Genomic DNA, 23,913 nt, shown 5'->3' with positions numbered 1-23,913 from the left:
CCGGGCTAGCCGCGACGGCCGGAGACGGGCGACACCGAGGGCGGAGCTTCCGTAGTAGTCGGAGCGCGGGAAAGCCGCGCACAGGGCGAAGGGAAGCAGGAAGACGATAGGATCGCCGGGCAATCTTCACCGACATGGGCCTGCACTCTGACTTTCAACCGCCAGCGTGCGCCCGATGAGGTTGGGTCCGGCGCATCTTGCTGCTCTGGTGCTGCTTGCGACGCCGGCCGCCGCCGATGCCTATCTTGGCCCCGGGCTCGGCCTCGGGGTGCTCAGCCTTGTCATGGGCATCTTCGGCTCCGTCTTTCTCGGCTTCGCCGCGATCCTCTGGTATCCGATCAAGCGCCTCGTGCGACGCCTGCGTCGCAAGTCTCCGCCCGCGTCCGTGGTCCTTCGGGAAGGCGATGCCGAGCCGGTCGCATAGCTGGCGGCGCGGCTTGTCCGGCGCAGCGGCTGATCTCAGGCCCGATCACATCAGCGTGAAGACGCGCTGCACCAGAACAAGCATCGCCGGCCGGTGCGACACCAGAATCATGCCCCGTCGTGTCCGGTCCAGCCAGTCTTCGAGCCGGTTGACCAGCTCGGTCTCGGTCGCACCGTCAAGCCCTTCGCTCGGCTCGTCCAGCAGCAGCCATGGCCGGTCCGCCAGCAGGCCCCTCGCAAGCGCGAGTCGCTTGCGCTGACCGCCCGAGAGACGCGCGCCGTTCTCCCCGATCCATTGGGCGAGGCCGTCGGGCAGCGCCCGAATCGCGTCGTCGAGACAGGCGGTGTGGAGCGCTGACCAGATTTCGTCCTCCGCCAGGCCCGGCCGGGCGAGCCGCAGATTGTCGAGGACCGTGCCGGCGACGAGCGTAGCCTCCTGGGGCACGAGCGAGAAGATCTGGCGGAGCCGGAACAGCCCGAGATCGGCTGCCGGCACGCCGCCTATCATCGGCCGTTGCGGCGCATCGGCGCGCAGGCCGGCCAATGTCTGCAACAGGCGTGTCTTGCCCGCCCCTGAAATACCGAGGATCGCGACCCGCTCGCCCCGCGAGAGGCGCTCGATCACGCCGCCAAGGGCGAAGCTGATGTCGGCCTCCGCTAATCGTACCAGCGGCCGGTCGGCCAGGTCGACAGCGGCCAGGTCGGCGAGGCGCCGGGCGGCGGCATCGACCGACGGCGCCCGGATCTGCGCGCGCGCAAAGCCGAGCAAAGTCTCGCCCGAAGCGGCCGCCGCGAGCGCCGCCATGGCAGCGAGCGCAGGGTCGTTGTTAGCGCTAGCGATCGCAAGCGCGGCGCCGATGCCCGCAGCGGCGGGAAGGATGGCGCCGATCAGCGCCTCGGTACGCGCCTGGCGCCGCAGCGCTTCGTCGTGCTGGCGGGCAAGCGACTCGAGCAGACCGGACACGCGTCCAGCCTGACCATAGACGGCGATCTCCGCCGCCGAGGCGGTATATTCAGTGACCGCCACCTTGAGCGCATGCACCGCTGTCGCGACGTCCCGGGCACGCAGCGGCAACCAGTGCCGTGCCAGGGACCGGGTGGCGATGGCCGCGACCGCGAGCGCCGTCGCTACCAGCAGGGGCGGCCATGGTCCCGCCAGGGCGGCGAGCGCGACGGCCAGACCCGCGCCCGCCACAGCGCCCGCGAGCGCCGGCGTCCGGACCAGGTGATCCTCCAGCTGGTCGATATCCTGGACGAGCAGCGTCGCGGCGTCGCCGCCGGACAGCGTCAGCCTGCCCTGAGCCTCGGCCATGGCCGCCTTGCGGAACAACAGGCTGCGGAATGCGGCGAGCGTCGAAAGCGACGCGCGGTGGCTCAGGAGCCGCTCGAAATAGCGCCCGGTCGTCCGCACAATGGCAAACAGCCGGATCATCGCGCTCGGGATGAGATAGTCGAAGGCACGCGCTGCGATCGGCCCCGCGCCGCCGGCGATCGCCGCGGCGGTGATGAACCATCCCGACAAGGCAAGGAGGCCGATCGTCGTCACCGCGACCGCGACACCTGAGGCGACGGCCAGGCGTCGCGTGCCTCGCCAAGGCGTGCCGCAGGCAGCGAGCGATTCGGTCAGATCGGCGGGCATCATCGGATCGCGACCTCGCGGTCGGCGGCCGCGATCAGCACCGTGTCATGGGTCGCGACGATCACGGCCCGCTCGACGGCGACCGCCTTCAGCATGGCGATCAGCGCGTCCGCGGTGTCGCGCTCCAGATCGGCGGTAGGCTCGTCAAGCACGAACACGGGGCGGTCCGCCAGCAATGCCCGGGCGATCCCGATCCTGCGCCTTTCCCCACCGGAAAGGCCCGAGCCGCGCGGATCGACAAGGGTGTCCAGCCCCTCGGTGCGGGAGGCGATCAGCGGCCCGAGGCCAGCGCGCAGGGCGGCGGCGCTGATCCTGTCCCGGGGCGCATCCGGCCACGCCAGCGCGATGTTGTCGGCGATCGTGCCCGGCAGCAGCATGACCTGCTGGCCGGCCCAGGCGATCACCTGATTGAATGCGCCCGGTTGTATGTTCGCGCTACCGAGGAACAGCCGGCCGCTCACAAGCGGCGCAAGCCCGACTATCATGCCGAGCAGCGATGACTTGCCGCTTCCTGTCGGGCCGGTCAGCGCGACCATCTCGCCGCGATCGACCGTCAGGCTGAACGGGCCGATGGTCGTACCGTCCTCATAGCCGATGACCGCCTGCTCGATCGCGAGGCCGTGCGCGTCCCGTGGATCGACGATGGCGATGACGGGCTCGGCCGGCAGGCCGGCGCAACGCGACTCGATCGCGGCCAGGGCCGCCTCGCCGAGCTGCTTGTCATGATAGGCAGCGGCAAGCCGGCGCAGCGGAAGATAGAATTCCGGCGCAAGCGCAAGCGCGAAGAAGGCGCGGGGCAGGTCGAGATGTTCGGGGACAGCGAACGGCAGCAGCCCGAGAAGCTGGAAGCCGCAATAGACCGCCACGAGCGCGACCGAGAGCGCCGAGAAGAATTCGAGTGTGCCCGACGACAGGAAAGCGATCCGCAGAACGCCATAGGTGCGATCCGCGACCTCCTGGACGGCAGTATCGACCTGGCGCGCGACACGGTCCTCGGCCGCAAAGGCGAGAATGATCGGCAGGGAGCGCACGCGATCGACGAACAGACCCGATAGCCGGCCCAGCGCCGAGACCTGGGCGTCCGCGGCGCGGCGGGCGGCGCCGCCCGCGAGCGCCATGCCGAGGCCGAAGGGCAGCAGCGTGGCGACCAGGATGGCCGCGGAGACTGGACTGGCGAACACGACCATGGCCGCGATGAGCAGGGGCGAGATCATCGCGGCGCGCCGCAGCGGCTCGAAGCGCCCGAAATAGGCGGTCAGCGCCCCGACCTGATCTACCGCTGCCGCGACGTCTTCTCCGAGCTGTCGGCCCGGAGCGCGGCGCGCGCGAAGCAGCACCGGGAAGAGGCGCCCGCGCACGACGGCCTTGGCCCGGCCGGCAGCGGCGATCCCGCTGTCCTCGACCTGCGCCTGGACCAGGGCTCGGACGCCTGCCGTCGCGGCCATCAATCCCGCCCAGACTAGGGATAAATACGAAGTGCCGGCAAGCAGGAAATGGAGTGTAGCCGCGAGCGCGAAGGCAAACAGCGCCGCCAGGAAAGCGTCGAGGATCCACCATGAGAGAGGCCCGGGACCAATGCCTGGCTTGGGGAGAATGTGATCCATGCGCAGTCCATTTACACACTTTCGTTTATACATTAATTGAAACCTATGCCCCGGCGCTGCCGGACCGAGTCTAAAGAAGGACGCCAGCGATGGACATGGCCGTAGTCGAGCTTTCCCGGCTCCAGTTCGCGCTGACCGCGCTCTACCATTTCCTGTTCGTGCCGCTGACGCTTGGCCTCTCCTTCATGCTCGTCATCATGGAAAGCCTCTATGTGATGACCGACCGCCCGGTCTGGCGGCAGGTCACCCGCTTCTGGGCCAAGCTCTTCGCGATCAACTTCGTGCTCGGCGTCGCGACAGGCCTGACCATGGAGTTCGAGTTCGGCACCAACTGGGCCTATTATTCGCATTATGTCGGCGACATTTTCGGCGCGCCGCTTGCGATCGAGGGCCTCATGGCGTTTTTCCTTGAGGCCACGTTCGTCGGCGTGATGTTCTTCGGCTGGGACAAGCTTTCGAAGCAGGCCCATCTGTTCACCACCTTCATGGTCGCGCTCGGCTCGAACCTGTCGGCGCTGTGGATCCTCGTCGCCAATGGCTGGATGCAGCACCCGACCGGATCGGCATTCAATCCGGCGACGATGCGCATGGAGGTCACTGACTTTGCCGCGGTGATCTTCAATCCGGTGGCGCAGGCCAAGTTCGTCCACACCGTCAGCGCGGGCTATGTGACTGCGTCGGTCTTCGTGCTCGGCGTGTCCTGCTATTTCATGCTCAAGGGCAAATGGCTTCCGCTCGCACGGCGCTCCTTCACCGTCGCCGCCGCCTTCGGCCTTGCCTCCTCATTGTCGGTCGTCGTGCTCGGCGACGAGAGCGGCTATGCGCTGACCGACAACCAGCGCATGAAGCTCGCCGCGATCGAGGCGATGTGGCACACCGAGCCGGCACCCGCCGGCATCGACGTGTTCGGCCTGCCGAGCAACAGCCGGCACGAGACCGCCTATGAGATCAAGATTCCCTATGTCCTGGGGCTCATCTCGACGCGCAGCCTGACCGGCGAAGTGACCGGCATAACCGAACTCGTCGACCAGGCCCGCGCCCGCATCGGTCACGGCATCCTCGCCTATGACGCCGTCGAGCGGCTGAAGAAGAACCGCAACGACCTCGCCGCCCGCGCTCAGTTCGAGGAAGCCAAGGGCGATCTCGGCTATGCGCTGCTCCTGAAGCGCTTCGTCGCCGACCCGCGCCGGGCCGATGCGGCAACGATCGACAAGGCCGCCTGGTCGACCGTTCCCAATGTCCCGGCGATGTTCTGGGTGTTCCGCGTCATGGCGGGACTCGGCTTCGGGTTCATCGCCTTTTTCGGCCTTGCCTTCTGGTTCGCCACCAAGCGGCAGTTCGATCGCCGCTGGTTCCAGCGCATTGCGCTCTGGATCATCCCGCTGCCCTGGCTGGCCGCGGAGTTCGGCTGGGTGCTCGCCGAGATCGGCCGGCAGCCCTGGGCCATCGACGGCGTGCTGCCGACCTTTCTCGGCACCTCGGATCTGAGCATAGCGCAACTCTGGACGACGATCGCCGGCTTCACCCTGTTGTACGGCACGCTCGCGGTGATCGAGGTCAGACTGATGCTTCAGGCGATCGGCAAGGGACCTGATCCGGTCACGGAGCCGATGGACGAGGCGGGCCCAAGCTATCCTGGCGGCTATGCCCCGCTCGCGGCGGAATAAGGAGTTCACGCAGATGGCCATTCCCCTCGATTATGACATGCTCCGGGTGATCTGGTGGGCGCTGATGGGCGTGCTGCTGATCGGGTTCGCGCTGACCGACGGTTTCGATCTCGGTGTCGCGACGCTGCTGCCCTTCGTCGCCCGAACCGATGCCGAACGCCGCATGGTCATCAACACGGTCGGCCCGACCTGGGAGGGCAACCAGGTCTGGTTCATCCTCGGCGGCGGAGCGATCTTCGCGGCCTGGCCGTTCGTCTATGCGGTCAGCTTTTCGGGCTTCTATCTCGCGATGTTCCTGGTGTTGGCAGCATTGATCCTGCGCCCGGTCGGCTTCAAATATCGCTCGAAGCACGAGGACGCGGCATGGCGCTCGCGCTGGGACTGGGCATTGTTCGTCGGCGGCTTCGTCCCGTCGCTCGTATTCGGCGTCGCTGTCGGCAACGTGTTGAGCGGGGCGCCCTTTCGTTTCGACGACGATCTGCGCCTTCACTATGCTGGCGGTCTACTTGGCCTGTTCACACCCTTCACGCTCGTCGCCGGCTTGCTCTCGGTCGCGATGATCGTCCAGCATGGGACTGCCTGGCTGTCGATGAAAGTGGAAGCCGGCGCGGTGGCGGACCGGGCTCGCCGGTTCGGCAAGATCGCGGCGGTCGCGGCGATCCTGCTTTATGCCATCGGGTTCGCGATGATCGCCTATACCGATCTCGGCTACCGGCTGAGCGCCGGCATCGACCCAGCCGGGCCATCCAACCCGCTTGACGGCAACAGCATCCATGCCGCCGGGGCATGGCTCGACAATTACGGCGCCTATCCATGGATGATTGCCGCACCCACCGCCGGGTTCATCGGTGCTGCGCTCGCCTGGCTCGGGCATCTGCGCCGTTGGCCCGCCATCGCGTTCGCCGGATCGAGCCTCGCCACGATCGGCATCATCGCAAGCGTCGGCGGCTCGATGTTCCCCTATATCCTGCCGAGTTCGATCGATGCCCGGTCGAGCCTGACGGTCTGGAACGCATCGTCTAGCCATATGACCCTGTGGATCATGCTGCTGGTGACGGTCGTCTTCCTGCCGATCGTCCTGCTCTACACCGCCTGGGCCTATCGCGTGATGTTCGGCCGGGTGACGGCCGAGGCTGTCCGCACCAATCCCGACCTTTACTGAGGAGCGTCGCGCCATGTGGTATTTTGCCTGGATCCTCGGCCTCGGCCTCGCCGTTGCCTTCGCGATCCTCAACGGCCTGTGGCACGAGATACATTCGGCGCCCGAGGAGGAAGAGGCAGCACCGGGCTCGCGTTCAGGGTGAAAGCGCGCGGTCGCGGTTGAGCCCCACATGAGACGACGAGTCGACCCCGAAGCCGGCCGGGAGCGCAACGAGAAAAGGGAAGCGACTCGAATAGCCGGCTTCCTCAAAGCCGATCTCGACGATCCCGGATCAGCGGCTCGTCCTCAACGACGAGGAGACGCGGCGCATTGGTTCAAGGTAGCCGATGAAGGCATCGCTCACCGGGGCCGACCAGCGATGGATCCGCCTCAGGAGGATTCGGCCAATGCGGGCCTGACTGCGGAAACCATTTCGTCGCCGGCGAACAAGCGATCCAACCGGAGGCGGGTCGTACGTTCAAACTCCTCCTTGGGCAGCGATGAGGGGCGCCTCAGCCCGAGATCGATGCGGATCGCATCCTTGATGCGGGCGACGGCATCTTCCGTCAAAACGCCGGCCCGAACGAGTTCGATCGACAATTGCACCAGACCCGCCGCCGTCGCGTGAGCGCGGAGCCCGACAAACTCGATCAGATCGTGGGCCTGCTTGCCTTCTCGTGTATCCATGGCTGTCCCTTCCCAATCACGCGAGACAGCAAGGTGGCTATCCCGGAATCGGCGCGGCAAAAATCGCTCCTGCTGCGTCGCGGATGCATAATAGGGCAGCAAAACGGCGACCCCAATCATTTGAAGAGGCATTAGCGTCGCGTGGCATAAGGCCGGGACAATCCCGACTCGCGGCAATTGGTGGTCGGCGAAAACCCGCGCGGAAACAGACGGACGCTTTCACGGTCCCGCGACCCAGACTGGTGCCTGCCGCATTGCGCGCTTCCTCGGCGAACGAGCCAGCACGTTGCGTTCGACCGTCGAATCTACTCTGATTGACGCTCGCTCGAACAGTGACGTCCTCAATAAGTTCGCAAGGGCGATTCCAGCCAATGGCTCTGATCCAGCGCCCGACTGGAAGCGAGACGCTCCTGCGCAATCCCCGGCCGAGCGGACAGCCAGGCTGTCGCGGCGGCGATTCGGGCTGAGGCGGTACGACCTCACGCATAGGCCGACACATTGTCGACAAGCCGACCCATCGGGGCGCCGAACGGCCCGGCGGGGATTGACTCTACCCGCATCTCGCGTCGAATGGCGGATAGCCACGAGGAGCATCTGATGAGGATTCCGGGCATCGTCGCCCTGCTGGTAGCCATACCCTCGATGGCGGGCGCCGCTTACCTCGAAACCTCACCGGTCACTGCCCCTGCCGGTCCGGGGAAGTCCGTCACCAGGGAACAGCTTCACGACTATGCAGCAGCACTGGTCGAGGTCGAAGGCCTTCAGCAGGCCGTTGCGGCCCAGCTTGCCAAGCTCGCTCCGGCCGACCGGCAGACGCTCGTTCGCCAGAGCAATGCCCAGATGATGTCAATCGTTCGTCGGCACGGATTTGACTCCAAGACCTTCAATGCCGTCAGTAAAGCCGTCGAGAGCCAGCCGGACCTTCGCCGCGAAGTACGGCAGGAAATGATGGAGAAGGTCATGGGTACCACGCAGCTCTAACGCGCGCGCCTCAACGTGCGCCGCCCCTGTCGCGCCGTGCCGCCGCATCGGCAATGCGCCCCCCCCCCACCGGCCTGAAGACGGGAGACCTGATACTCGCTGCTTCCGAGTCGCCGATCTCGAGCGCGTCGGAAGTCGCGCGAGCCCTGGACACCGCGGACGAGACGGTGTCGCTCGACGTGCTGCGCTGGGCCAGAAGACCGATCGTCTCGCTCGTGGTGCCGGATGCGACCGGGAGCACGATTGCATGACGCCGAGGGGCGATCGCCTGTACGACGGCAAGCCGCGATCGCCGAAAGTGCGGCATATCGTCGATTATGGTGATCGCGGCAGCTTAGACCCGATGTAAATGGATGGCTCCCCCTTCTCCATGACAGTAACTGATCGGATGATATCGGTAGACCAGCAATGACACGTCGGACGTACATCTCGTGCTGGAAAGGAAGTACCGATGGGCACGCCCCCAGATGACTCCCACGCCAGCGGAGCGCCTCCGATCCAGACCGATGTGGTTCCCGGTGACATCGCCACCGTCCCGGTCGCCAGCACGTTCGCCGATCTTCGCGTCAACGCCGGCACCGGGCTCACATCTTCGGAGGTGAGCGCCCGGCGCGAGACGTACGGCTTCAACGAAGTGGTCGATAAGAAGGGGCATCCGGTCCTCAAGTTCCTCGGAAAATTCTGGGGAATCTCGGCGTGGATGCTCGAACTAATCATGGCGCTGTCAGCGCTTCTCGGAAATTATTCCGACCTCGCGGTGGTCGGCGCGCTGCTGGTGATCAACGCAGTTTTGGGCTTCACGCAGGAACGCCGCGCAGCAGGCGTGGTCAAGGCATTGCGGAAGCGATTGCAGGTCAGCGCGCGCGTACGCCGCGATTCGAACTGGCAGACTATCCCCGCGCGAGAACTGGTTCCGGGGGACGTGGTGCGCGTACGCACCGGCGACATCATACCGGCGGACGTGAAGCTCCTTGAGGGCGCCATGAGCCTGGATCAGTCGGCGCTGACGGGCGAAGCGACCGAGACGGACATGGAGACCGGCGACGTGCTGCCGTCGGGGTCAATCGTCCGGCGCGGTGAAGGCAATGGCGTTGTAGTGCTGACCGGCGCGCAAACCTTGTTTGGCCGCACCACGATATTGGTACGGGAAGCGCAGCCAAAGCTGCACATCGAAACCGTCATAGCCGGGATCGTCCGCTGGCTCTTCATCATCGTCGGGCTGTTGCTGAGCGCGGTGCTCATCCTGTCGCTGATCCGCGGCGCGCCGCTGCTCGAGATGATCCCGCTCCTGCTTGTCCTCCTGATGAGCGCTGTGCCCGTTGCTCTCCCCGTCATGTTTACGGTCAGCATGGCTCTGGGATCGAAGGAACTGGCCAGGCGCGGCGTGCTCGTCACCCGTCTCAGCGCGGCGGAGGATGCCGCGACGATGGACGTTCTCTGCGTCGACAAGACGGGCACGATCACGATGAACCAGCTGACCGTCACTGAGGTGACGCCGCTGGAACATGCGACAAAAGCCGATGTGCTGTCCGCCGGCGCGCTCGCGTCTCGGGAGTCGAACCAGGATCCGATCGACCTTGCCTTTCTCGCTGCCGCCACAGCGAATCGCGTCTTCGACGATCTGCCCGCGATCACGCCCGTTTCCTTCGCGCCGTTCGATGCGAAGACCCGGCGGACCGAAGCCCTGGTCGAGCAGAATGGACGGCGGCTTCGCGTCATGAAAGGCGCGGTGCGCGCCGTCGCCGAGGCCTGCGGACTCAAGCCGCCAGCGCTCGAGGCGCTGGATGCCAGGGTCAGCGCGGCGGCGGCCAGGGGGTATCGCACGCTGGCGGTGGCGCGCGGCGTCGGGGAAAACACCCCGGTCCTGCTGGGGCTCGTCTCCTTATACGATCCGCCGCGACCGGACGCAGCGCAGCTTATCGCGACGCTTCATGGGCTCGGCGTGCGCGTGAAGATGCTGACTGGCGACGCCCTCGCGGTGGCGCTCGAGACCGGTCGGGGGATCGGGCTGCCCAACATCCGACGCGTCGCCGAGGTGAAGGGCGCGTGCGGGACGGCCGACCTGTTCACCGGCGCCGATGGCTTTGCCGAGGTCTATCCGGAGGACAAGTATATCCTGGTAAGGAATTTGCAGGCGGCGGGGCGCGTGACCGGCATGACCGGCGACGGCGTCAACGACGCGCCGGCGCTTCGCCAGGCCGAAGTCGGGATCGCCGTCAGCACCGCAACCGATGTCGCCAAGGGCGCCGCGAGCGTCGTCCTGACCGATGCCGGACTGACCAACATCGTTGCGCTGGTCGAGCAGGGCCGGACGATCTACCAGCGTATCCTGACCTGGATCATCAACAAGATCAGCCGGACGATCCTGAAGGCCGCTTTCGTGGCGATCGCGTTTGTGGTGACGGGCAAGTTCGTGGTCTCGGCCTTCACCATGCTGCTTCTGGTCTTCCTCACCGACTTCGCGAAAATATCGCTCTCCACCGACAATGTGCGCCCCTCCAGGAACCCGGAGACATGGCACATCAATCGCTTTATCGGCGTCTCCGTGCTTCTCGGGATCGCGATGGTGGCTGAGGCGCTCTTCCTGTTGTGGATCGGCTGGACCAGGTTCGGTCTGGCGACCAACGACGAGGCGCTCCACACATTCAGCTTTCTGATGCTCCTGTACTTCGCCGTCTTCTCCGTCGTGTCGGCGCGGGAGCGCAGCTGGTTCTGGTCAACGCTGCCAAGCAAGACCTTCATGGCGGCGCTGACCGCAGACGCCGTGGTCGGCACCGCTCTCACCCTGGTCGGGCTCAAGCACCTCCAGTCCCTGCCATGGTGGCAGGTCATCGCGGTCGGTGCCTATGCGCTGATCGCGTGCCTGATCATCAATGACACGGTGAAAGTTCTGATGTTCAGATGGCTCGTTCCAGGCGCCGGCGCCCGGCTAACAGGGCCGAAGGCAATGCCGGCTGAATAGGTCGAGCAGCGCCCGCAGGTATCGTGACATACAGGAATCCGGCATCTTTGACTGTCATTTCGTCGTTCCGGCTGCTTGCGCTGAATCAGGCGCTTCTCGTCTTTTCGAGCATGCCGGCGGAAGAGCGCAGCTGGCTCTATCTGCTCAGGCTTTTCGCGTTCGCCCTGATCCTCTTCGCGATCGGGCTCACGAATCGTCAACGCTAGAAGCCGGAAAATCGCACGCCGGCGCGATTCTGCCAGAATCGCCTGAATTCACCCTCGGGAGTCCAGGTCCCCTCGTGTCGCGTTCTTCAGGCATCTGATGACGCACTCCAGGGCGCCGGAACCGGCCGCCGTGAGACACTTGTCCGAATCTCGGCAAGGGATCCCGAACGTGCCGGAGTTGGGGCCGGACCCTGTGCCTGGCGCCCAGCGCCCCGGGAACGAGAGCATAGTGAGGCGGTCGCACCGGGCGTTGTTGCCGGGATGCCATGCCATTATCAGGCGATCATGGCGCGAATTCTGGTGATCGAGGACGACAGGACGACTGCGGCGGAAATCGCCGTCGAGCTCGTGGCGCATGGCCACACGGCCGTCCTGAGCCATGACGGCGACGAAGCCCTCGAGCGTGCGACCCAGGAGCATTTCGACGTCATCACGCTGGATCGAATGCTGCCCGGGCTGGATGGCCTCACTATCGTCGCCCGGCTGCGGGAACGCAGAATCGCGGCACCGGTGCTGATGATCAGCGCGCTGAGCGATGTCGGCGAACGCATCGCGGGCCTGCGCGCCGGCGGCGACGACTATCTCGTCAAGCCGTTCGCGCCCGGCGAGATGGCGGCCCGCGTCGAGGTCCTGCTGCGACGGGCCGCATCATCGGGCCGCGAAACCATGCTGGCCGTCGGCGCGCTGCGCCTCGACCTGATCCACCGCCAGGCCTCGATCGACGGAGAAGTGGTGAAGCTCCTGCACATGGAGTTCCGCCTGCTCGAATTCCTCGCACGCCATCCGGGCCAGGTAATGAGCCGGCGGATGATCTTCGAACAGGTTTGGGGCTATTATTTCGACCCCGGCGCGAATCTCATCAACGTCCATATCGCGCGGCTGCGCAGCAAGCTCGACCGGCCGGGGCGCACCTCTCCCATCACCACGGTCAAGGGCGAAGGCTATCGGCTCGATGCTGTCTGACCGGCTGCGCCTCAGCGACATTCGCCGCACCAGCGCCTTCCGACTGACCGTCATCCTAGGGACGCTGTTCCTGATCGGCGTCGTCCTGCAGCTCGGCCTGATCTACGGCCTGACCGCGCGCGAACTGACGGCGCGCAGCGACCGCATCCTGCGCGACGAGGCGGCACAGTGGATGTCGGTTCCCGCGCCCGCGCTGCCGGCGCGGGTCCGTGCCGATCTCGGCAGCGGCGACAGCGACCTGAACTATGGCGCCCTGTTCGCCCGCGACGGCGATCGGATTGCCGGCAATATCGCGACGGCGGATCATATCACCCCGGACCGGCCGATCGATATCGCGGCCAGCGCCACGCACGGCCCCTTGCGGCTGCTCGCCGAAGTCACGCCGGCCGGCGAGACGATCCTGGTCGGTCGCGACATCAGCCAGATTCGCGATCTGCGTGAGCGCATCCTGATCATCCTCATCTCGAGCGGCCTGCTGACCGCGATCGGCATCGCGCTCGCGGCGCTTGCGCTGAGCAGAGAACCGCTGCGGCGCGTCCGCGACCTGCAGCGGGCGTCGCGCGCCATCGCCGCCGGCCGACTCGACATGCGCATGCCGATCGCCGGCAGGCACGACGAGCTCGACCAGTTTGCGTTGACCGTGAACGTCATGGTCGATGATGTCGCGCGGCTGCTTGAACAGGTGAAGGGCGTGACCGACGCGATCGCCCATGATCTGCGATCGCCGCTTACCAGGGTGCGGGCTCAGCTCCACCGTGCCCGGCATCTGCCGGACGCGGCGCCCGCAATGGCCGAACTGCTCGGCGACGCGGAAAGCGACCTCGAACTGGTGCTGGATCGCTTCGCTGCGTTGCTGCGGATTTCCGAGATCGAAGCGGGTGCACGGCGCGCCGCGTTCAAGCCGACCGATCTCGCAAAGCTGCTGACGGATGTCGTCGCCTTATATGAACCGCTGGCCGAAGAAGAGGGGACCACCCTGACACTCGCCGCTGCGCCCTCGATGAAGATCATGGCGGATCGCAAGCTGCTGTTCGAGGCAATCAGCAATCTCGTCGACAACGCGATCAAATTCGCCCGGACAGAAGTGTCGATAACGGCACGGCGCAATGGCGGGGAGATGCTGCTCGACGTGCGGGACGACGGGCCGGGCATCCCCCATGACGAGCGCGAGGCGGTCCTGCGGCGTTTTCACCGGGGCGCGAAGGCCGCCGGCTATCCGGGTACCGGCCTTGGCCTCAGTATCGTCGCCGCGATCCTCCATCTGCACGGTTTCGAGCTCGAGCTGCTGGGCGGCAGCCCGGGTCTTGTCGCGCGGCTACGCATGCCGCCCGGCGAGCTCCCGCTACCGGCGAGGTGAATTTCATTTAACTTGGCGACGGCGCAAAATCGATCGAAGGGGAGCACGCCAATGGTGCGTTGCACAATGCGTCCCTCCCCGCGGCGCAGAGCGACCGCCATTGGCACCCCGGGACAACCAACGGTGCCATATGCTCCAGCTCGTCAAGCTTGCGCTCAGCAAACCCTATACCTTTGTCGTGCTGGCGATCCTCATCCTGATCGGCGGCACGATCGCCTGGTTCGATACCGCGACCGACATCTTTCCCGATATCAAGATTCCGGTGATCGCGGCGGTATGGACCTATCGCGGCCTGCCGCCGCAGGACATGGCCGGGCGCGTCGTCTATTATTACGAGCGGCAGCTGTCGACCTCGGTCAACGACATCGATCATATCGAGAGCCAGTCGCTGTCGGGCGTCGGCATCGTCAAGATCTTCTTCCGCCCCGGTGTCGATATCCGCACCGCGACCGCGCAGGTGACCTCGGTGTCGCAGACGGTGCTGAAGCAGATGCCGCCCGGCATCACCCCGCCGCTGATCCTCAACTACAATGCCTCGACCGTACCGATCCTGCAGCTCGCGCTCTCGTCGAAGGACCTGTCGGAGCAGAAGATCTTCGATCTGGGGCAGAACTTCATCCGCCCCGCACTCGCCTCGGTGCAGGGTGCCGCGATCCCGTCGCCCTATGGCGGCAAGGAACGCCAGATCCAGATCGACCTCGATCCCGATGCGCTGCAGGCACGGCATCTGTCGGCGAGCGATGTCGGTACCGCGCTCGCAGCGCAGAACCAGATCGTGCCGGCCGGTACGACCAAGATCGGCCAGTTCGAATATAATATCCGGCTCAACAACAGCCCGGAGGTGATCGACCAGCTCAACGACCTGCCGATCAAAACGGTCGATGGCGGGACCGTGTTCATGCGCGACGTGGCGCATGTCCGCGACGGCTCGCCGCCGCAGCGCAACGTCGTGCGGGTCGATGGCGGCCGCGCGGTGCTGATGACCGTGCTGAAGAGCGGATCGGCCTCGACCATCGCGATCGTCGATCAGGTCAAGGCGCTGTTGCCGAAGCTCAAGGAAACCCTGCCGCCGAGCCTCAACGTCGCTGCGCTCGCCGACCAGTCGCTGTTCGTCAAGGCGGCGCTTTCAGGCGTGGTGCGCGAAGGCGTGATCGCCGCGACGCTCACCTCGCTGATGATCCTGCTGTTCCTCGGGTCCTGGCGTTCGACGGTGATCATCGCGGCCTCGATCCCGCTCGCCATCCTGGCGGCGGTCGCGGCGCTGGCCATCTCGGGCGAGACGCTGAACATCATGACGCTTGGCGGGCTTGCGCTCGCGGTCGGCATCCTGGTCGACGACGCGACCGTCACGATCGAGAACATCAACTGGCATCTCGAGCAGGGCAAGACGGTCAACCGGGCGATCCTCGACGGTGCCGAGCAGATCGTCCAGCCCGCCTTCGTTTCGCTGCTCTGCATCTGCATCGCCTTTGTGCCGATGTTCTTCCTGCCCGGCATCGCCGGTTTCCTGTTCGCGCCGATGGCCAAGGCGGTGGTGTTCGCGATGATCGCCTCGTTCGTCCTGTCGCGCACCCTGGTGCCGACGATGGGCAATTATTTGCTGCGCGACCATGCGACCGAATTCACCGCAGCCCAGATGCTGACCCATGATGCCGGCGCCGGCAGGCCGAAAACGCGCAATCCGCTGCGCCGCTTCCAGCACGGGTTCGAGCGGCGCTTCGAAAAGGTGCGGGACTATTATGTCGCGCTGCTCGGCTTCGCGATCACGCAGCGCAAGCGCTTCGTGCCCGGATTCCTCGCTATCGTGCTGCTCTCCTTCGCGCTGATCCCGATGCTGGGCCGCAACTTCTTCCCGACGGTCGATGCCGGACAGATCAACCTCCATGTCCGGGCGCCGGTGGGAACCCGGATCGAAGAGACCGCCGCCCTGTTCGATCATATCGAGGACAGCATCCGCCAGGCGATCCCGCGTGAGCAACTCGCCTCGATCGTCGACAATATCGGCCTGCCGGTGAGCGGCATCAACCGCGCCTATTCCAACACCGGCGGCGTCGGTCCGCAGGACGGCGACATATTGATCACGCTGAACAAGAACCACGCGCCGACCGCGGGGTATCTCAAGACCCTGCGCCGGAAATTGCCTGACGCGTTTCCCGGCTCGACCTTCTCGTTCCTGCCCGCCGACATCATCAGCCAGATCCTCAATTTCGGCGCGCCGGCGCCGGTCGACGTGATGGTCACCGGGCCGGACATCAAGGCGAACGAGGCCTATGCGCACGAGCTGGTCGCCCGCATGCAGCACATCGCCGGCATCGCCGATGTCAGGCTGCAACAGGCGAACGACTATCCCGAGCTCGGCTTCGCGGTCGATCGCAGCCGCGCCGACCGGGTCGGCATCACCGAGAATGACGTGACCAAAAGCCTCGCCGTCAACCTCGCCGGCAGCTTCCAGGTCGCGCCCGCCTTCTGGCTCAATCCGAAGAACGGCGTGTCCTACCCGATCGTCGTGCAGGCACCCCAATATCGTGTCGACTCGATGTCGCAGATGCAGAATATCCCCGTAACCGGCGCGAAGCCGGACTCGTTCCAGCTGCTCGGCGGGCTGGGCTCGCTCACCCGCGAACCATCGGCGGCAGTGGTGTCGCATTATGCGGTGCAGCCGTCGTTCGACGTCTATGCGACGACCCAGGGACGCGATCTCGGCGCGGTGGCGGGCGATATCCAGCACATATTGAAGGATACGGCCAGGGATCTGCCCAAGGGCGCTTCAGTCAATCTGCGCGGCCAGGTCGAGACGATGAACACTGCGTTCGTCGGCCTGCTGCTCGGGCTGCTCGGCGCGATCATGCTGATCTATCTGCTGATCGTGGTGAACTTCCAGTCGTGGATCGACCCGGTCGTGATCATCTCGGCCCTGCCGGCCGCGCTCGCCGGGATCATCTGGATGCTGTTCGCCACGCATACGCCGCTCTCGGTGCCGGCACTGACCGGCGCGATCATGTGCATGGGGGTCGCCACCGCCAACAGCGTGCTGGTCGTCACCTTCGCCCGCGAACGCCTGGCCGAGACCGGCGATGCGCTCCGCGCCGCCGCGGAGGCGGGTGCGACCCGCTTCCGCCCGGTGCTGATGACCGCGCTCGCGATGATCATCGGCATGGCCCCGATGGCGCTCGGGCTGGGCGAAGGCGGGGAGCAGAACGCGCCGCTCGGCCGGGCCGTGATCGGCGGGCTGATCTGCGCGACGATCGCGACGCTAGTGTTCGTGCCGGTACTGTTCGGCATCGCCCATCGCAAGGACCGGCGCGCCGCCGCAACCCCTGCCGATAACCAAGTATATGGAGAACTCGCCCATGTCTGATTCCGCCCAGACTGAAACCGTGACCGCGCCGAAGGGGCTGAAGGCCGCCGGCATCGGTGCCGTGCTGGTCGCGGTCGCCGTCGTTGCGATGGGGGCCGTGACACGCGCGGAGGACGCACACGAGGCGCAGCACATTTCGGACGCAAGTTCCATTCCAACCGTCCACCTGGTCCCGGTGACGGGCGGTGCGGCAGGCGATGCGCTCAACCTTCCGGGCACAATGGAAGCCTGGGATGCCGCGAAAATCTATGCGCGCGTGCCCGGCTATGTGAAGGCATGGTATCGCGATATCGGCGCGGTCGTGCCGGCCAACGCGCCGCTGGGGTCGATCGATACGCCCGAGCTCGACCAGCAGATCATCCACGCCCGTGCCGCGCTCGCCAGCGCCCGCGCCGCCGAGACACTGGCCAGCGACACGGCGGCGCGCTGGAACGACCTGCTCACCACCAATTCGGTATCGAAGCAGGAAGCCGCCGAGAAGAATGGCGATCTCGCGGTGAAACGTGCGGCCGTGCAGGGCGCGACCGCCGATCTCGGCCGGCTTCTCGCGCAAAAGGCCTTTGCCACGGTGCGAGCGCCGTTCGCCGGCGTCGTGACGACGCGCGCAGCCGATATCGGCGATCTGGTCGGACCCGGCGCGACGAGCCAGCAGCCCTTGTTCGCGATCGCCAATATCAGCCGCCTCAGGATCTATGTCTCGGTCCCCCAGGCCTATTCAGCCGGCATGAAACCCGGCCTGATGGCGACACTGACCGTGCCTGAATATCCCGGGCAGGCGTTCAAGGCGCAGCTCATCGGCGACGCGAACGCGATCGATCCCCAGAGCGGCACGATGCGGGTCCAGCTGGTCGCCGACAATCCCGGCGGCGCGTTGAAGCCGGGCAGCTACGCGCAGGTCCGATTCGACGTACCCGGCGGCGGCGGCGCGGTGCAGATTCCGTCGAGCGCCCTGATCTTCCGTGCGCAGGGCACCCAGGTCGCGCTGGTCGGTCCTGACGCGCATATCCGCCTGCAGTCGGTGAAACTTGGTCGCGATCTGGGTGCTACGGTCGAGGTGCGCTCGGGGCTCGCGGCTGGGGTGAAGGTCGTCGACAATCCGCCGGATTCGATCGCCGATGGCGAGCTGGTGCGGATCGGGTCGCCGCGCCATGTCTGATCGCATATGCCGGGCAGCAGCCCTGATCGCGGCAGCGGCGCTGGGGGGCTGCTCGCTCGCCCCGACCTATCGGCCGCCGGTCGTCGCGGCGCCCGCGGCATTCAAGGAAGCCGGTCCATGGCTCCCCGCCGCACCCGCCGATGCCGCGCGGCCCGAGCCGTGGTGGACATTGTTTGGAGACCCGACGCTCGACGGGCTCGAACGGCAACTGGCCGATGCCAATCCCACAATCGCCGGCGCGGTCGGCCGGTACGATGCTGCCCGCGCCTATCTTGCGCGAGCGCGGGCCGATCTGTTCCCGAGCGTCTCGATCGGCTCGCAGCTGACCCGGAATCGCCAGTCCGACAATCGCCCGCTCCGCGGATCGAACCAGCCCGATCTCTACGCAGCCGACACCGCAAGCGGTGCGGCGGGCTATGAGCTCGATCTCTGGGGTCGGGTGCGCAACAGTGTCGCCGCCGGCCGTGCGGAGGCCGAGGCCAGCGCCGACGATATCGCCGCGGTCAGGCTCAGTCTCGCGGGGGAGCTCGCGAGCGACTATATCGCCTTGCGCGGCGCCGATCAGCAGATCGCATTGCTGAACAATACGGTCGACGATTATGCGCAGGCCGACGCTCTGACCCAGCGGCGCTTTCGCGGCGGCATCGCCTCGGGCGTCGATGCGGGGCGCTCAGGCGCGCAGCTGGACGAGGCCAGGGCGCAGCTGAGCGACGTCATGGCCGGGCGGGCGCTGATCGAACATGCCATTGCCAGCCTTGTCGGCGTGCCCGCGTCGAGCTTCACCATTGCCCCGGCCACGACCAGCCTGGCGATGCCGGCGATCCCGGCAGGCCTGCCCTCAACCCTGCTCGAGCGGCGGCCGGATGTCGCAGCGGCCGAACGGCGGATGATGGCCGCCAACGCCAAGATCGGCGTCGCGCGCGCGGCGTTCTTTCCATCGATTTCGCTGGGAGGGCAAGGCGGATTCCAGAGCACCGCCCTGGCGGGGCTGGTAAGCGCGCCCAACCTGTTCTGGTCTGTCGGGCCGAGCGCAGTGCTTAGCCTGTTCGGCGGCGGTCGCCGCCGTGCCCAGGTCGCGCTGGCCCGCGCCGACTGGGACCAGACGACGGCGGCCTATCGCGGCAATGTCTTGAGAGCCTTTCAGGATGTCGAGGACAGCCTTTCACAGCTCCACCTCATCGGCGACGAGGCGGAGGCTGAACAGCAAGCCGAGATACAGGCCGCGCAGGTCGAGACGCTGTCTCTCAACCGCTATGTGAAGGGTGCGGTGACCTATCTCGACGTGGTGACCGCGCAGACAACGGCACTGCGCATTCATCGCGCTGTCATCGACTTGACGACCCGGCGGCTGCAGGCCAGCGTCCGCCTGGCGCGCGCGGTCGGCGGTGGATGGCGTGTTGGAGAAGCGGCCTAGTCAATTCCAGAAGGATCTGCCCACCGAGCCGGCTGGGGGCACATGATCATCACAGCGCCGGATTGGTCGGCGGAATGGGACCGACCAGCATGGTCGCTTCAGTGAAGGTCAGATCCGGTGCGCCGCAATGATCGGTCCGGCATTATGTAACAACTGCACGTGCATTTGCTACATAATGCCGCGAAAGCGGCTGGTGCCGGGTCGTCGAGGACAGCCGCGGCGATCTGTGCGCTTTCCTGTGCGCGGATCAGCACGGCACCGAGCTGCACATATACGAGCTCGCCGTACGGCTCGATCGTCAGCGACTCGGCCTTGGCCGCAACCTCGTGGCCGTGACGATCCGAGCAGCGCAGCGCCGTCGCGTCGACTCGATAACGCTGACGACCTTCAGCGGCGTTGCCTGGAATGCGCCGTTCTACGAGCACCTTGGATTTCGCCGCCTGCATGCCCGCAACATGGGCGCCCGATTGCGCGCCATCCTCCGCGGCGAAGTCCAGGCCGGGCTGCCAGCCGGCGTCGATGTGCGATGCGCTTGATCCTGACTGCTAACGAGAAGGAGGAGGGCAATGAACCTTCATCGTCGCCTTCCGGTCACTGACGAGCCAGCCGCCGCCGACCTGTCTGAGCTCGACGGCCGCATCAACGACTATAATGCCGACCGCACCGGGATCCGCGATGCCCGCTATCTGAGCATCATGCTGCGGTCCGACGAGGGCGAGCTCTATGCCGGCCTGCACGGCCATAGCTGGGGCGGGTGCTGCGAAATCAAGCTGTTGTGGGTCGCGGAAGACCGCCGTGGCGAGGGGCTCGGCACGCGGCTGTTGCAATCGGCAGAGGACGAAGCGATCCGGCGCGGGTGTCACCTCATCCTGCTTGCAACGCGCAGTTTCCAGGCACCCGGCTTTTATGAGCGTCATGGCTTTTCGCCCGTCGCGACGGTGCACGGGTATCCGGCGGGGCATTCTGAGATCTTCATGGTGAAATACCCGCCGGCTTGAAGCGCAAGGTCGCGCCTTCACTCGCGCTGGGCGATCCCGCGCCGGTCCTGTTGCACCGAGCGAGGATCGGGGCCGCCGCGCTACTCTTCCTCGCCGGCTGCACCATGTCCGCCCCAAGCGGCAAACTCAAGGACGAGACAGCAAATTCTCCATGCGGATGGACAACCGCCCAACTTGACTACTCTTGGACGCCGGCCCGTTGCTGCATCTAAGCAACGTCTCCTGCCCCCTCACTGGCCGCCGTGGTGCGGCGCTCGGTAGTGAATTGGCGAACGCCGGGTCGGACCTGGGCCTCGATGAGCCGAACGCCACGACCTATCCCTACACTTGGCGTGTTCTCGCCAATGAGCTCGACTCCGGCATGTTCAAGCGCCTCGACCACCTTCATCAGCGTGTCGATGATGCCCCGCACTTGGCCGCCGGACGACTCCATGCGCTGGATGGTGGGCAGTGACAGCCCCGCCATCGCGGCCAGCTCGCGCTGGTCGATCCCAAGCAGGGCACGGGCCGCACGCATCTGTGCAGAAGTGATCATCTCATTGCTCCTGAAGCCACGCTTCTATTTCTCCCATGCCTGTATGCATGTCTGATACGTGAGGAAAGCAGCCTCAGCCATAAAAACCTGCGCTGCCCCGGGAAATCCCACAAAGTGGGGCATCTTCAACGAGATGATGCATCATATATCAAATGACCGCTTTATAAATGGCCATCTACCGGTATAGTACGTCATATATAACAGCGAGAGTGTCAAGAGTGCCGCTCCGGTGACGGAAAGGATGGACGATGGTTGGTGCAACGGATGGCCCGCAGCGCAAGGACAGCGGCGTCGCATCGATCGGCCAGCGCCTGCCCAATTTTGCGAGCGCGCGCCAGGGCTGGACCCTGCATCCTCAGTCAAAACCGCGTTCGGACGGCCAACGCACGATCCTGCTCGAGGCGCGCTGCGCCAGCGGCGCGATCGACATGTTGCTGACCGCCGCGGAAGCCGCCGAGCTGATGTTCGCACTCGGCTACGCCCTCGAGCAGGCTGCACGAACCGACACCTCAACGGCCAGCCCGAAGGCGCGCCACCAGAATTCCATGGAGACCCGGGCATGACAGTAAATTTGGTAGCAGCGACGTCGGATGGTCTCGCGTTCGGCCCGGAAGCGCGCGTCCATTCCAACCAGGCCGCTCCGTTCCTGGTCGAGGAGGCGCTGGCCCGGAACGAGGGTCGGTTCGCAGCCGGCGGTCCGCTAGTCGTCGAAACCGGCACGCACACCGGTCGATCGCCCCGCGACAAGTTCACCGTTCGCGATGAGCAGACCGAAGAGGCGATCTGGTGGGGCAAGGTCAATCAGCCGATGTCGCCGAATGCCTTTGCTGCGCTGGAACATGACTTCCGTGCGCATGTAGCGAGCCTCGACCAGGTCTACGTCCAGGATCTGTTCGGCGGTTCGCAGCCGGACCACCGCATCCGGGTCCGCGTGGTGACCGAACTGGCCTGGCACTCGCTGTTCGTCCACACGCTGCTCGTGCGCCCGACGATCGATGAGCTCGCCTCCTTCGACCCGGAGTACACGATCATCGACCTGCCATCGTTCCGCGCCGATCCGGCCCGGCACGGATGCCGGTCCGAAACCGTCATCGCGATCGACTTCACGCGCAAGATGGTCCTGATCGGGGGCACTGCCTATGCCGGCGAGATGAAGAAGGCCGTCTTTTCGATCCTCAATTACGTCCTCCCGCCACGCGGCGTTATGCCGATGCACTGCTCCGCCAATATCGGCTCCCATGGCGATACCGCGATCTTCTTCGGCCTGTCTGGCACCGGCAAGACGACCCTGTCAGCCGACGCCAGTCGCACGCTGATCGGTGACGACGAGCATGGCTGGTCGGACACCGCCGTGTTCAACTTCGAAGGCGGCTGTTACGCGAAGATGATCGGTCTCTCCGCCGAGGCGGAGCCGGAGATATTCGCGACCACGCGCCGGTTCGGGACGGTTCTTGAAAATGTCGTGATGAACCCGGCCACGCGCGCGCTCGATCTCGATGACCCATCGCTCGCCGAAAACAGTCGCGCGGCCTATCCGATCGATTTTATCCCGAATGCCTCGGCCGACAATATGGGCCCCGTGCCGCGCAATGTCGTCATGCTGACCGCGGATGCATTCGGCGTGTTGCCGCCGATCGCGAGGCTGACACCGGCCCAGGCAATGTACCATTTCCTCTCGGGCTATACGGCTAAGGTCGCCGGCACCGAAGTCGGCGTGACCGAGCCCGAAGCCACATTCTCAACCTGCTTCGGAGCGCCGTTCATGCCGCGGCATCCTTCCGTCTATGGGAACCTCCTGAAAGACCGCATCGCCCAGGGCGGAGTCGCTTGCTGGCTCGTCAATACCGGATGGACGGGCGGTGCCTATGGCACCGGGCACCGCATGCCGATCAAGGTTACGCGCGCGCTCCTGAACGCTGCGCTCGACGGCAGGCTCAACGCCGCCGCGTTCCGCACTGATCCGAATTTCGGATTCCAGGTGCCGCTGGCGGTTCCCGGTATCGATTCCACGATTCTCGATCCAAGATCGACCTGGGCCGATCCGACTGCCTATGATGCCACCGCGCACCGACTGGTGAACCTGTTCGTCGAGAATTTCGGCCAGTTCGAGGACAGCGTCGAGGCATCCGTGCGCAATGCATCGCCGGGGATGCGAGTCCATGCCTGAGACCGTGTCCCCTGTCGATTATCGACTGAAGCGCGAGAAGCCGACAATCTCGCGACGCTTGCGGAATCTGCTACCGACGCGCCGCTTCGGACAGCTCCTGGCACCGCGGACGATCTGGATCGCGCTATGGCGCGGGTGCCGCGACCGGTGCCCCGCCTGTGACGGTGCGCCCCTGTTCGGCAAGTTCCTCAAGCCGCTCGATCACTGCCCGGCCTGCGGACAGGACTGGACGCACCACAATGCCGACGATTTTCCGCCCTATATCGTCATCCTGGTGACGGGGCATGTGGTCGTGACAGGCATGGCGTTGGTAGAAACGACCTTCCATCCGCCGTCCTGGGTCCATATCGCGCTGTGGATTCCGCTCATCATCACCCTGACCATCGGCCTGATCCAGCCCGCCAAGGGTGGCGTCATCGCCTATCAATGGTGGCATGGGATGGGCGGTTTCGGCGAGCGCCAGCCGTTGAAGGCACCCGAGCCGGCATCGACAGTAAGCACGCCCTTGCCCGGCATCGAATATCATCGGCGTCGCGCTGCGCGCTCGCGCCAGCGGGTGAAGCGAACAGGCGGGCGATGAGACGGCACCCCATGTCCGAGCGCGCCGCAACCGCCGCGTCCACCACCCTTGCCGCCCGTGACGGAGAGGCACGAT

The 23,913-nt window shown here is 65.8% G+C and carries 22 protein-coding genes; 18 read left to right on the top strand and 4 right to left on the bottom strand.

Annotated features, from left to right (window positions below; all coding sequences use genetic code 11):
• Positions 1 to 175: 175 nt before the first annotated feature.
• On the top strand, positions 176 to 424 hold the full coding sequence (locus ABD050_RS24360) for a hypothetical protein (RefSeq protein ID WP_343892134.1): 249 nt from the start codon (positions 176 to 178) through the stop codon (positions 422 to 424).
• 45 nt (positions 425 to 469) lie between these two features.
• On the opposite strand, the gene ABD050_RS24355 is transcribed toward ABD050_RS24360, so the two are convergent.
• Positions 470 to 2,062, bottom strand: coding sequence for an ATP-binding cassette domain-containing protein (locus ABD050_RS24355; RefSeq protein ID WP_343892133.1), 1,593 nt, complete (start codon positions 2,060 to 2,062; stop codon positions 470 to 472).
• Positions 2,062 to 3,666 carry an ABC transporter ATP-binding protein/permease gene (locus ABD050_RS24350; protein WP_343892132.1) on the bottom strand — a complete coding sequence of 535 codons (1,605 nt, stop codon included), beginning with the start codon at positions 3,664 to 3,666 and terminating at the stop codon, positions 2,062 to 2,064. Before ABD050_RS24350 ends, ABD050_RS24355 begins: the two co-directional genes overlap by 1 nt.
• Before the next feature lie 89 nt (positions 3,667 to 3,755).
• On the opposite strand from ABD050_RS24350, the gene ABD050_RS24345 reads away from it, so the two are divergent.
• From ABD050_RS24345 to cydX, 3 genes are read left to right on the top strand one after another with little or no spacing between them, the layout of a single operon-like run.
• A complete protein-coding gene (locus ABD050_RS24345; RefSeq protein WP_343892130.1) occupies positions 3,756 to 5,333 on the top strand; it encodes a cytochrome ubiquinol oxidase subunit I in 1,578 nt (525 codons plus the stop codon).
• Between the two features lie 13 nt (positions 5,334 to 5,346).
• Positions 5,347 to 6,495 carry a cytochrome d ubiquinol oxidase subunit II gene (cydB, locus tag ABD050_RS24340; protein ID WP_343892129.1) on the top strand — a complete coding sequence of 383 codons (1,149 nt, stop codon included), beginning with the start codon at positions 5,347 to 5,349 and terminating at the stop codon, positions 6,493 to 6,495.
• 13 nt (positions 6,496 to 6,508) lie between these two features.
• The gene (gene cydX / locus ABD050_RS24335) at positions 6,509 to 6,637 is read left to right on the top strand and encodes a cytochrome bd-I oxidase subunit CydX (protein ID WP_343892128.1); all 129 of its coding nucleotides are present in this window, start codon (positions 6,509 to 6,511) and stop codon (positions 6,635 to 6,637) included.
• Positions 6,638 to 6,864: 227 nt separating this feature from the next.
• On the opposite strand, the gene ABD050_RS24330 is transcribed toward cydX, so the two are convergent.
• The gene (locus ABD050_RS24330) at positions 6,865 to 7,161 is read right to left on the bottom strand and encodes a hypothetical protein (protein WP_343892127.1); all 297 of its coding nucleotides are present in this window, start codon (positions 7,159 to 7,161) and stop codon (positions 6,865 to 6,867) included.
• A 570-nt stretch (positions 7,162 to 7,731) separates the two neighbouring features.
• Here ABD050_RS24330 and ABD050_RS24325 point away from each other — a divergent pair.
• The 11 genes from ABD050_RS24325 (at position 7,732) to ABD050_RS24275 (ending at position 20,556) form a co-directional block, all read left to right on the top strand.
• The gene (locus ABD050_RS24325; RefSeq protein WP_343892126.1) at positions 7,732 to 8,142 is read left to right on the top strand and encodes a DUF4168 domain-containing protein; all 411 of its coding nucleotides are present in this window, start codon (positions 7,732 to 7,734) and stop codon (positions 8,140 to 8,142) included.
• 53 nt (positions 8,143 to 8,195) lie between these two features.
• Positions 8,196 to 8,393 (top strand): hypothetical protein, encoded by a 198-nt coding sequence (locus tag ABD050_RS24320; protein WP_343892125.1) that lies wholly within the window; start codon positions 8,196 to 8,198, stop codon positions 8,391 to 8,393.
• Positions 8,394 to 8,593: 200 nt separating this feature from the next.
• On the top strand, positions 8,594 to 11,104 hold the full coding sequence (locus ABD050_RS24315) for a plasma-membrane proton-efflux P-type ATPase (protein WP_343892124.1): 2,511 nt from the start codon (positions 8,594 to 8,596) through the stop codon (positions 11,102 to 11,104).
• 47 nt (positions 11,105 to 11,151) lie between these two features.
• Complete coding sequence (locus ABD050_RS24310; RefSeq protein ID WP_343892123.1) at positions 11,152 to 11,310, top strand: DUF5985 family protein; 159 nt, start codon at positions 11,152 to 11,154, stop codon at positions 11,308 to 11,310.
• Between the two features lie 285 nt (positions 11,311 to 11,595).
• Positions 11,596 to 12,273 (top strand): response regulator transcription factor, encoded by a 678-nt coding sequence (locus tag ABD050_RS24305; RefSeq protein ID WP_343892122.1) that lies wholly within the window; start codon positions 11,596 to 11,598, stop codon positions 12,271 to 12,273.
• Positions 12,263 to 13,630, top strand: a complete 1,368-nt coding sequence (locus ABD050_RS24300) for a sensor histidine kinase (protein ID WP_343892121.1) — start codon at positions 12,263 to 12,265, stop codon at positions 13,628 to 13,630. Before ABD050_RS24305 ends, ABD050_RS24300 begins: the two co-directional genes overlap by 11 nt.
• 130 nt (positions 13,631 to 13,760) lie before the next feature.
• On the top strand, positions 13,761 to 16,988 hold the full coding sequence (locus ABD050_RS24295; protein ID WP_343892120.1) for an efflux RND transporter permease subunit: 3,228 nt from the start codon (positions 13,761 to 13,763) through the stop codon (positions 16,986 to 16,988).
• Positions 16,981 to 18,144 (top strand): efflux RND transporter periplasmic adaptor subunit, encoded by a 1,164-nt coding sequence (locus ABD050_RS24290; RefSeq protein ID WP_343892119.1) that lies wholly within the window; start codon positions 16,981 to 16,983, stop codon positions 18,142 to 18,144. The genes ABD050_RS24295 and ABD050_RS24290 overlap by 8 nt, the downstream gene beginning before the upstream one ends.
• Entirely contained in the window at positions 18,137 to 19,558 is a 1,422-nt protein-coding gene (locus ABD050_RS24285) for an efflux transporter outer membrane subunit (RefSeq protein ID WP_343892118.1), read from the top strand. Before ABD050_RS24290 ends, ABD050_RS24285 begins: the two co-directional genes overlap by 8 nt.
• A gap of 224 nt (positions 19,559 to 19,782) precedes the next feature.
• Positions 19,783 to 20,094, top strand: coding sequence for a GNAT family N-acetyltransferase (locus ABD050_RS29120; protein WP_425542514.1), 312 nt, complete (start codon positions 19,783 to 19,785; stop codon positions 20,092 to 20,094).
• Between the two features lie 30 nt (positions 20,095 to 20,124).
• Positions 20,125 to 20,556: a GNAT family N-acetyltransferase gene (locus tag ABD050_RS24275; RefSeq protein WP_343892116.1), complete on the top strand. Its 432-nt coding sequence runs from the start codon at positions 20,125 to 20,127 to the stop codon at positions 20,554 to 20,556.
• A gap of 208 nt (positions 20,557 to 20,764) precedes the next feature.
• Here ABD050_RS24275 and ABD050_RS24270 read toward each other — a convergent pair whose 3' ends face one another.
• The gene (locus ABD050_RS24270) at positions 20,765 to 21,091 is read right to left on the bottom strand and encodes a helix-turn-helix domain-containing protein (RefSeq protein WP_343892115.1); all 327 of its coding nucleotides are present in this window, start codon (positions 21,089 to 21,091) and stop codon (positions 20,765 to 20,767) included.
• A gap of 248 nt (positions 21,092 to 21,339) precedes the next feature.
• Here ABD050_RS24270 and ABD050_RS24265 point away from each other — a divergent pair, with 248 nt between their 5' ends.
• Genes ABD050_RS24265 through ABD050_RS24255 form a run of 3 tightly spaced genes read left to right on the top strand, consistent with a single transcriptional unit; the run spans position 21,340 to position 23,838 of the window.
• Positions 21,340 to 21,654 (top strand): hypothetical protein, encoded by a 315-nt coding sequence (locus ABD050_RS24265; protein ID WP_343892114.1) that lies wholly within the window; start codon positions 21,340 to 21,342, stop codon positions 21,652 to 21,654.
• Positions 21,651 to 23,258 carry a phosphoenolpyruvate carboxykinase gene (locus tag ABD050_RS24260; protein ID WP_343892113.1) on the top strand — a complete coding sequence of 536 codons (1,608 nt, stop codon included), beginning with the start codon at positions 21,651 to 21,653 and terminating at the stop codon, positions 23,256 to 23,258. Before ABD050_RS24265 ends, ABD050_RS24260 begins: the two co-directional genes overlap by 4 nt.
• Positions 23,251 to 23,838 (top strand): DUF983 domain-containing protein, encoded by a 588-nt coding sequence (locus tag ABD050_RS24255; RefSeq protein WP_343892112.1) that lies wholly within the window; start codon positions 23,251 to 23,253, stop codon positions 23,836 to 23,838. The genes ABD050_RS24260 and ABD050_RS24255 overlap by 8 nt, the downstream gene beginning before the upstream one ends.
• Positions 23,839 to 23,913: the final 75 nt, after the last annotated feature.

The organism is Sphingomonas oligophenolica (genome assembly GCF_039522915.1).
Lineage (GTDB): Bacteria > Pseudomonadota > Alphaproteobacteria > Sphingomonadales > Sphingomonadaceae > Sphingomonas > Sphingomonas oligophenolica.
The sequence above is the reverse complement of the archived record's forward strand: the minus strand, read 5'-3'. Positions and strand labels throughout refer to the sequence as shown.

Excerpts from the sequence above, each read along its gene's own strand:
- ABD050_RS24270 (WP_343892115.1), bottom strand. The coding sequence starts at position 21,091 with ATGATCACTTCTGCACAGATGCGTGCGGCCCGTGCCCTGCTTGGGATC.
- ABD050_RS24320 (WP_343892125.1), top strand. The coding sequence starts at position 8,196 with ATGCGCCCCCCCCCCACCGGCCTGAAGACGGGAGACCTGATACTCGCT.
- ABD050_RS24295 (WP_343892120.1), top strand. The coding sequence starts at position 13,761 with ATGCTCCAGCTCGTCAAGCTTGCGCTCAGCAAACCCTATACCTTTGTC.
- ABD050_RS24275 (WP_343892116.1), top strand. The coding sequence starts at position 20,125 with ATGAACCTTCATCGTCGCCTTCCGGTCACTGACGAGCCAGCCGCCGCC.
- ABD050_RS24345 (WP_343892130.1), top strand. The coding sequence starts at position 3,756 with ATGGACATGGCCGTAGTCGAGCTTTCCCGGCTCCAGTTCGCGCTGACC.
- ABD050_RS24285 (WP_343892118.1), top strand. The coding sequence starts at position 18,137 with ATGTCTGATCGCATATGCCGGGCAGCAGCCCTGATCGCGGCAGCGGCG.
- ABD050_RS24260 (WP_343892113.1), top strand. The coding sequence starts at position 21,651 with ATGACAGTAAATTTGGTAGCAGCGACGTCGGATGGTCTCGCGTTCGGC.
- ABD050_RS24255 (WP_343892112.1), top strand. The coding sequence starts at position 23,251 with ATGCCTGAGACCGTGTCCCCTGTCGATTATCGACTGAAGCGCGAGAAG.
- ABD050_RS24290 (WP_343892119.1), top strand. The coding sequence starts at position 16,981 with ATGTCTGATTCCGCCCAGACTGAAACCGTGACCGCGCCGAAGGGGCTG.
- ABD050_RS24360 (WP_343892134.1), top strand. The coding sequence starts at position 176 with ATGAGGTTGGGTCCGGCGCATCTTGCTGCTCTGGTGCTGCTTGCGACG.
- ABD050_RS24350 (WP_343892132.1), bottom strand. The coding sequence starts at position 3,666 with ATGGATCACATTCTCCCCAAGCCAGGCATTGGTCCCGGGCCTCTCTCA.
- ABD050_RS24355 (WP_343892133.1), bottom strand. The coding sequence starts at position 2,062 with ATGCCCGCCGATCTGACCGAATCGCTCGCTGCCTGCGGCACGCCTTGG.
- ABD050_RS24315 (WP_343892124.1), top strand. The coding sequence starts at position 8,594 with ATGGGCACGCCCCCAGATGACTCCCACGCCAGCGGAGCGCCTCCGATC.
- cydX (WP_343892128.1), top strand. The coding sequence starts at position 6,509 with ATGTGGTATTTTGCCTGGATCCTCGGCCTCGGCCTCGCCGTTGCCTTC.
- ABD050_RS24305 (WP_343892122.1), top strand. The coding sequence starts at position 11,596 with ATGGCGCGAATTCTGGTGATCGAGGACGACAGGACGACTGCGGCGGAA.
- ABD050_RS24300 (WP_343892121.1), top strand. The coding sequence starts at position 12,263 with ATGCTGTCTGACCGGCTGCGCCTCAGCGACATTCGCCGCACCAGCGCC.
- cydB (WP_343892129.1), top strand. The coding sequence starts at position 5,347 with ATGGCCATTCCCCTCGATTATGACATGCTCCGGGTGATCTGGTGGGCG.
- ABD050_RS24265 (WP_343892114.1), top strand. The coding sequence starts at position 21,340 with ATGGTTGGTGCAACGGATGGCCCGCAGCGCAAGGACAGCGGCGTCGCA.
- ABD050_RS24325 (WP_343892126.1), top strand. The coding sequence starts at position 7,732 with ATGGCGGATAGCCACGAGGAGCATCTGATGAGGATTCCGGGCATCGTC.
- ABD050_RS24330 (WP_343892127.1), bottom strand. The coding sequence starts at position 7,161 with ATGGATACACGAGAAGGCAAGCAGGCCCACGATCTGATCGAGTTTGTC.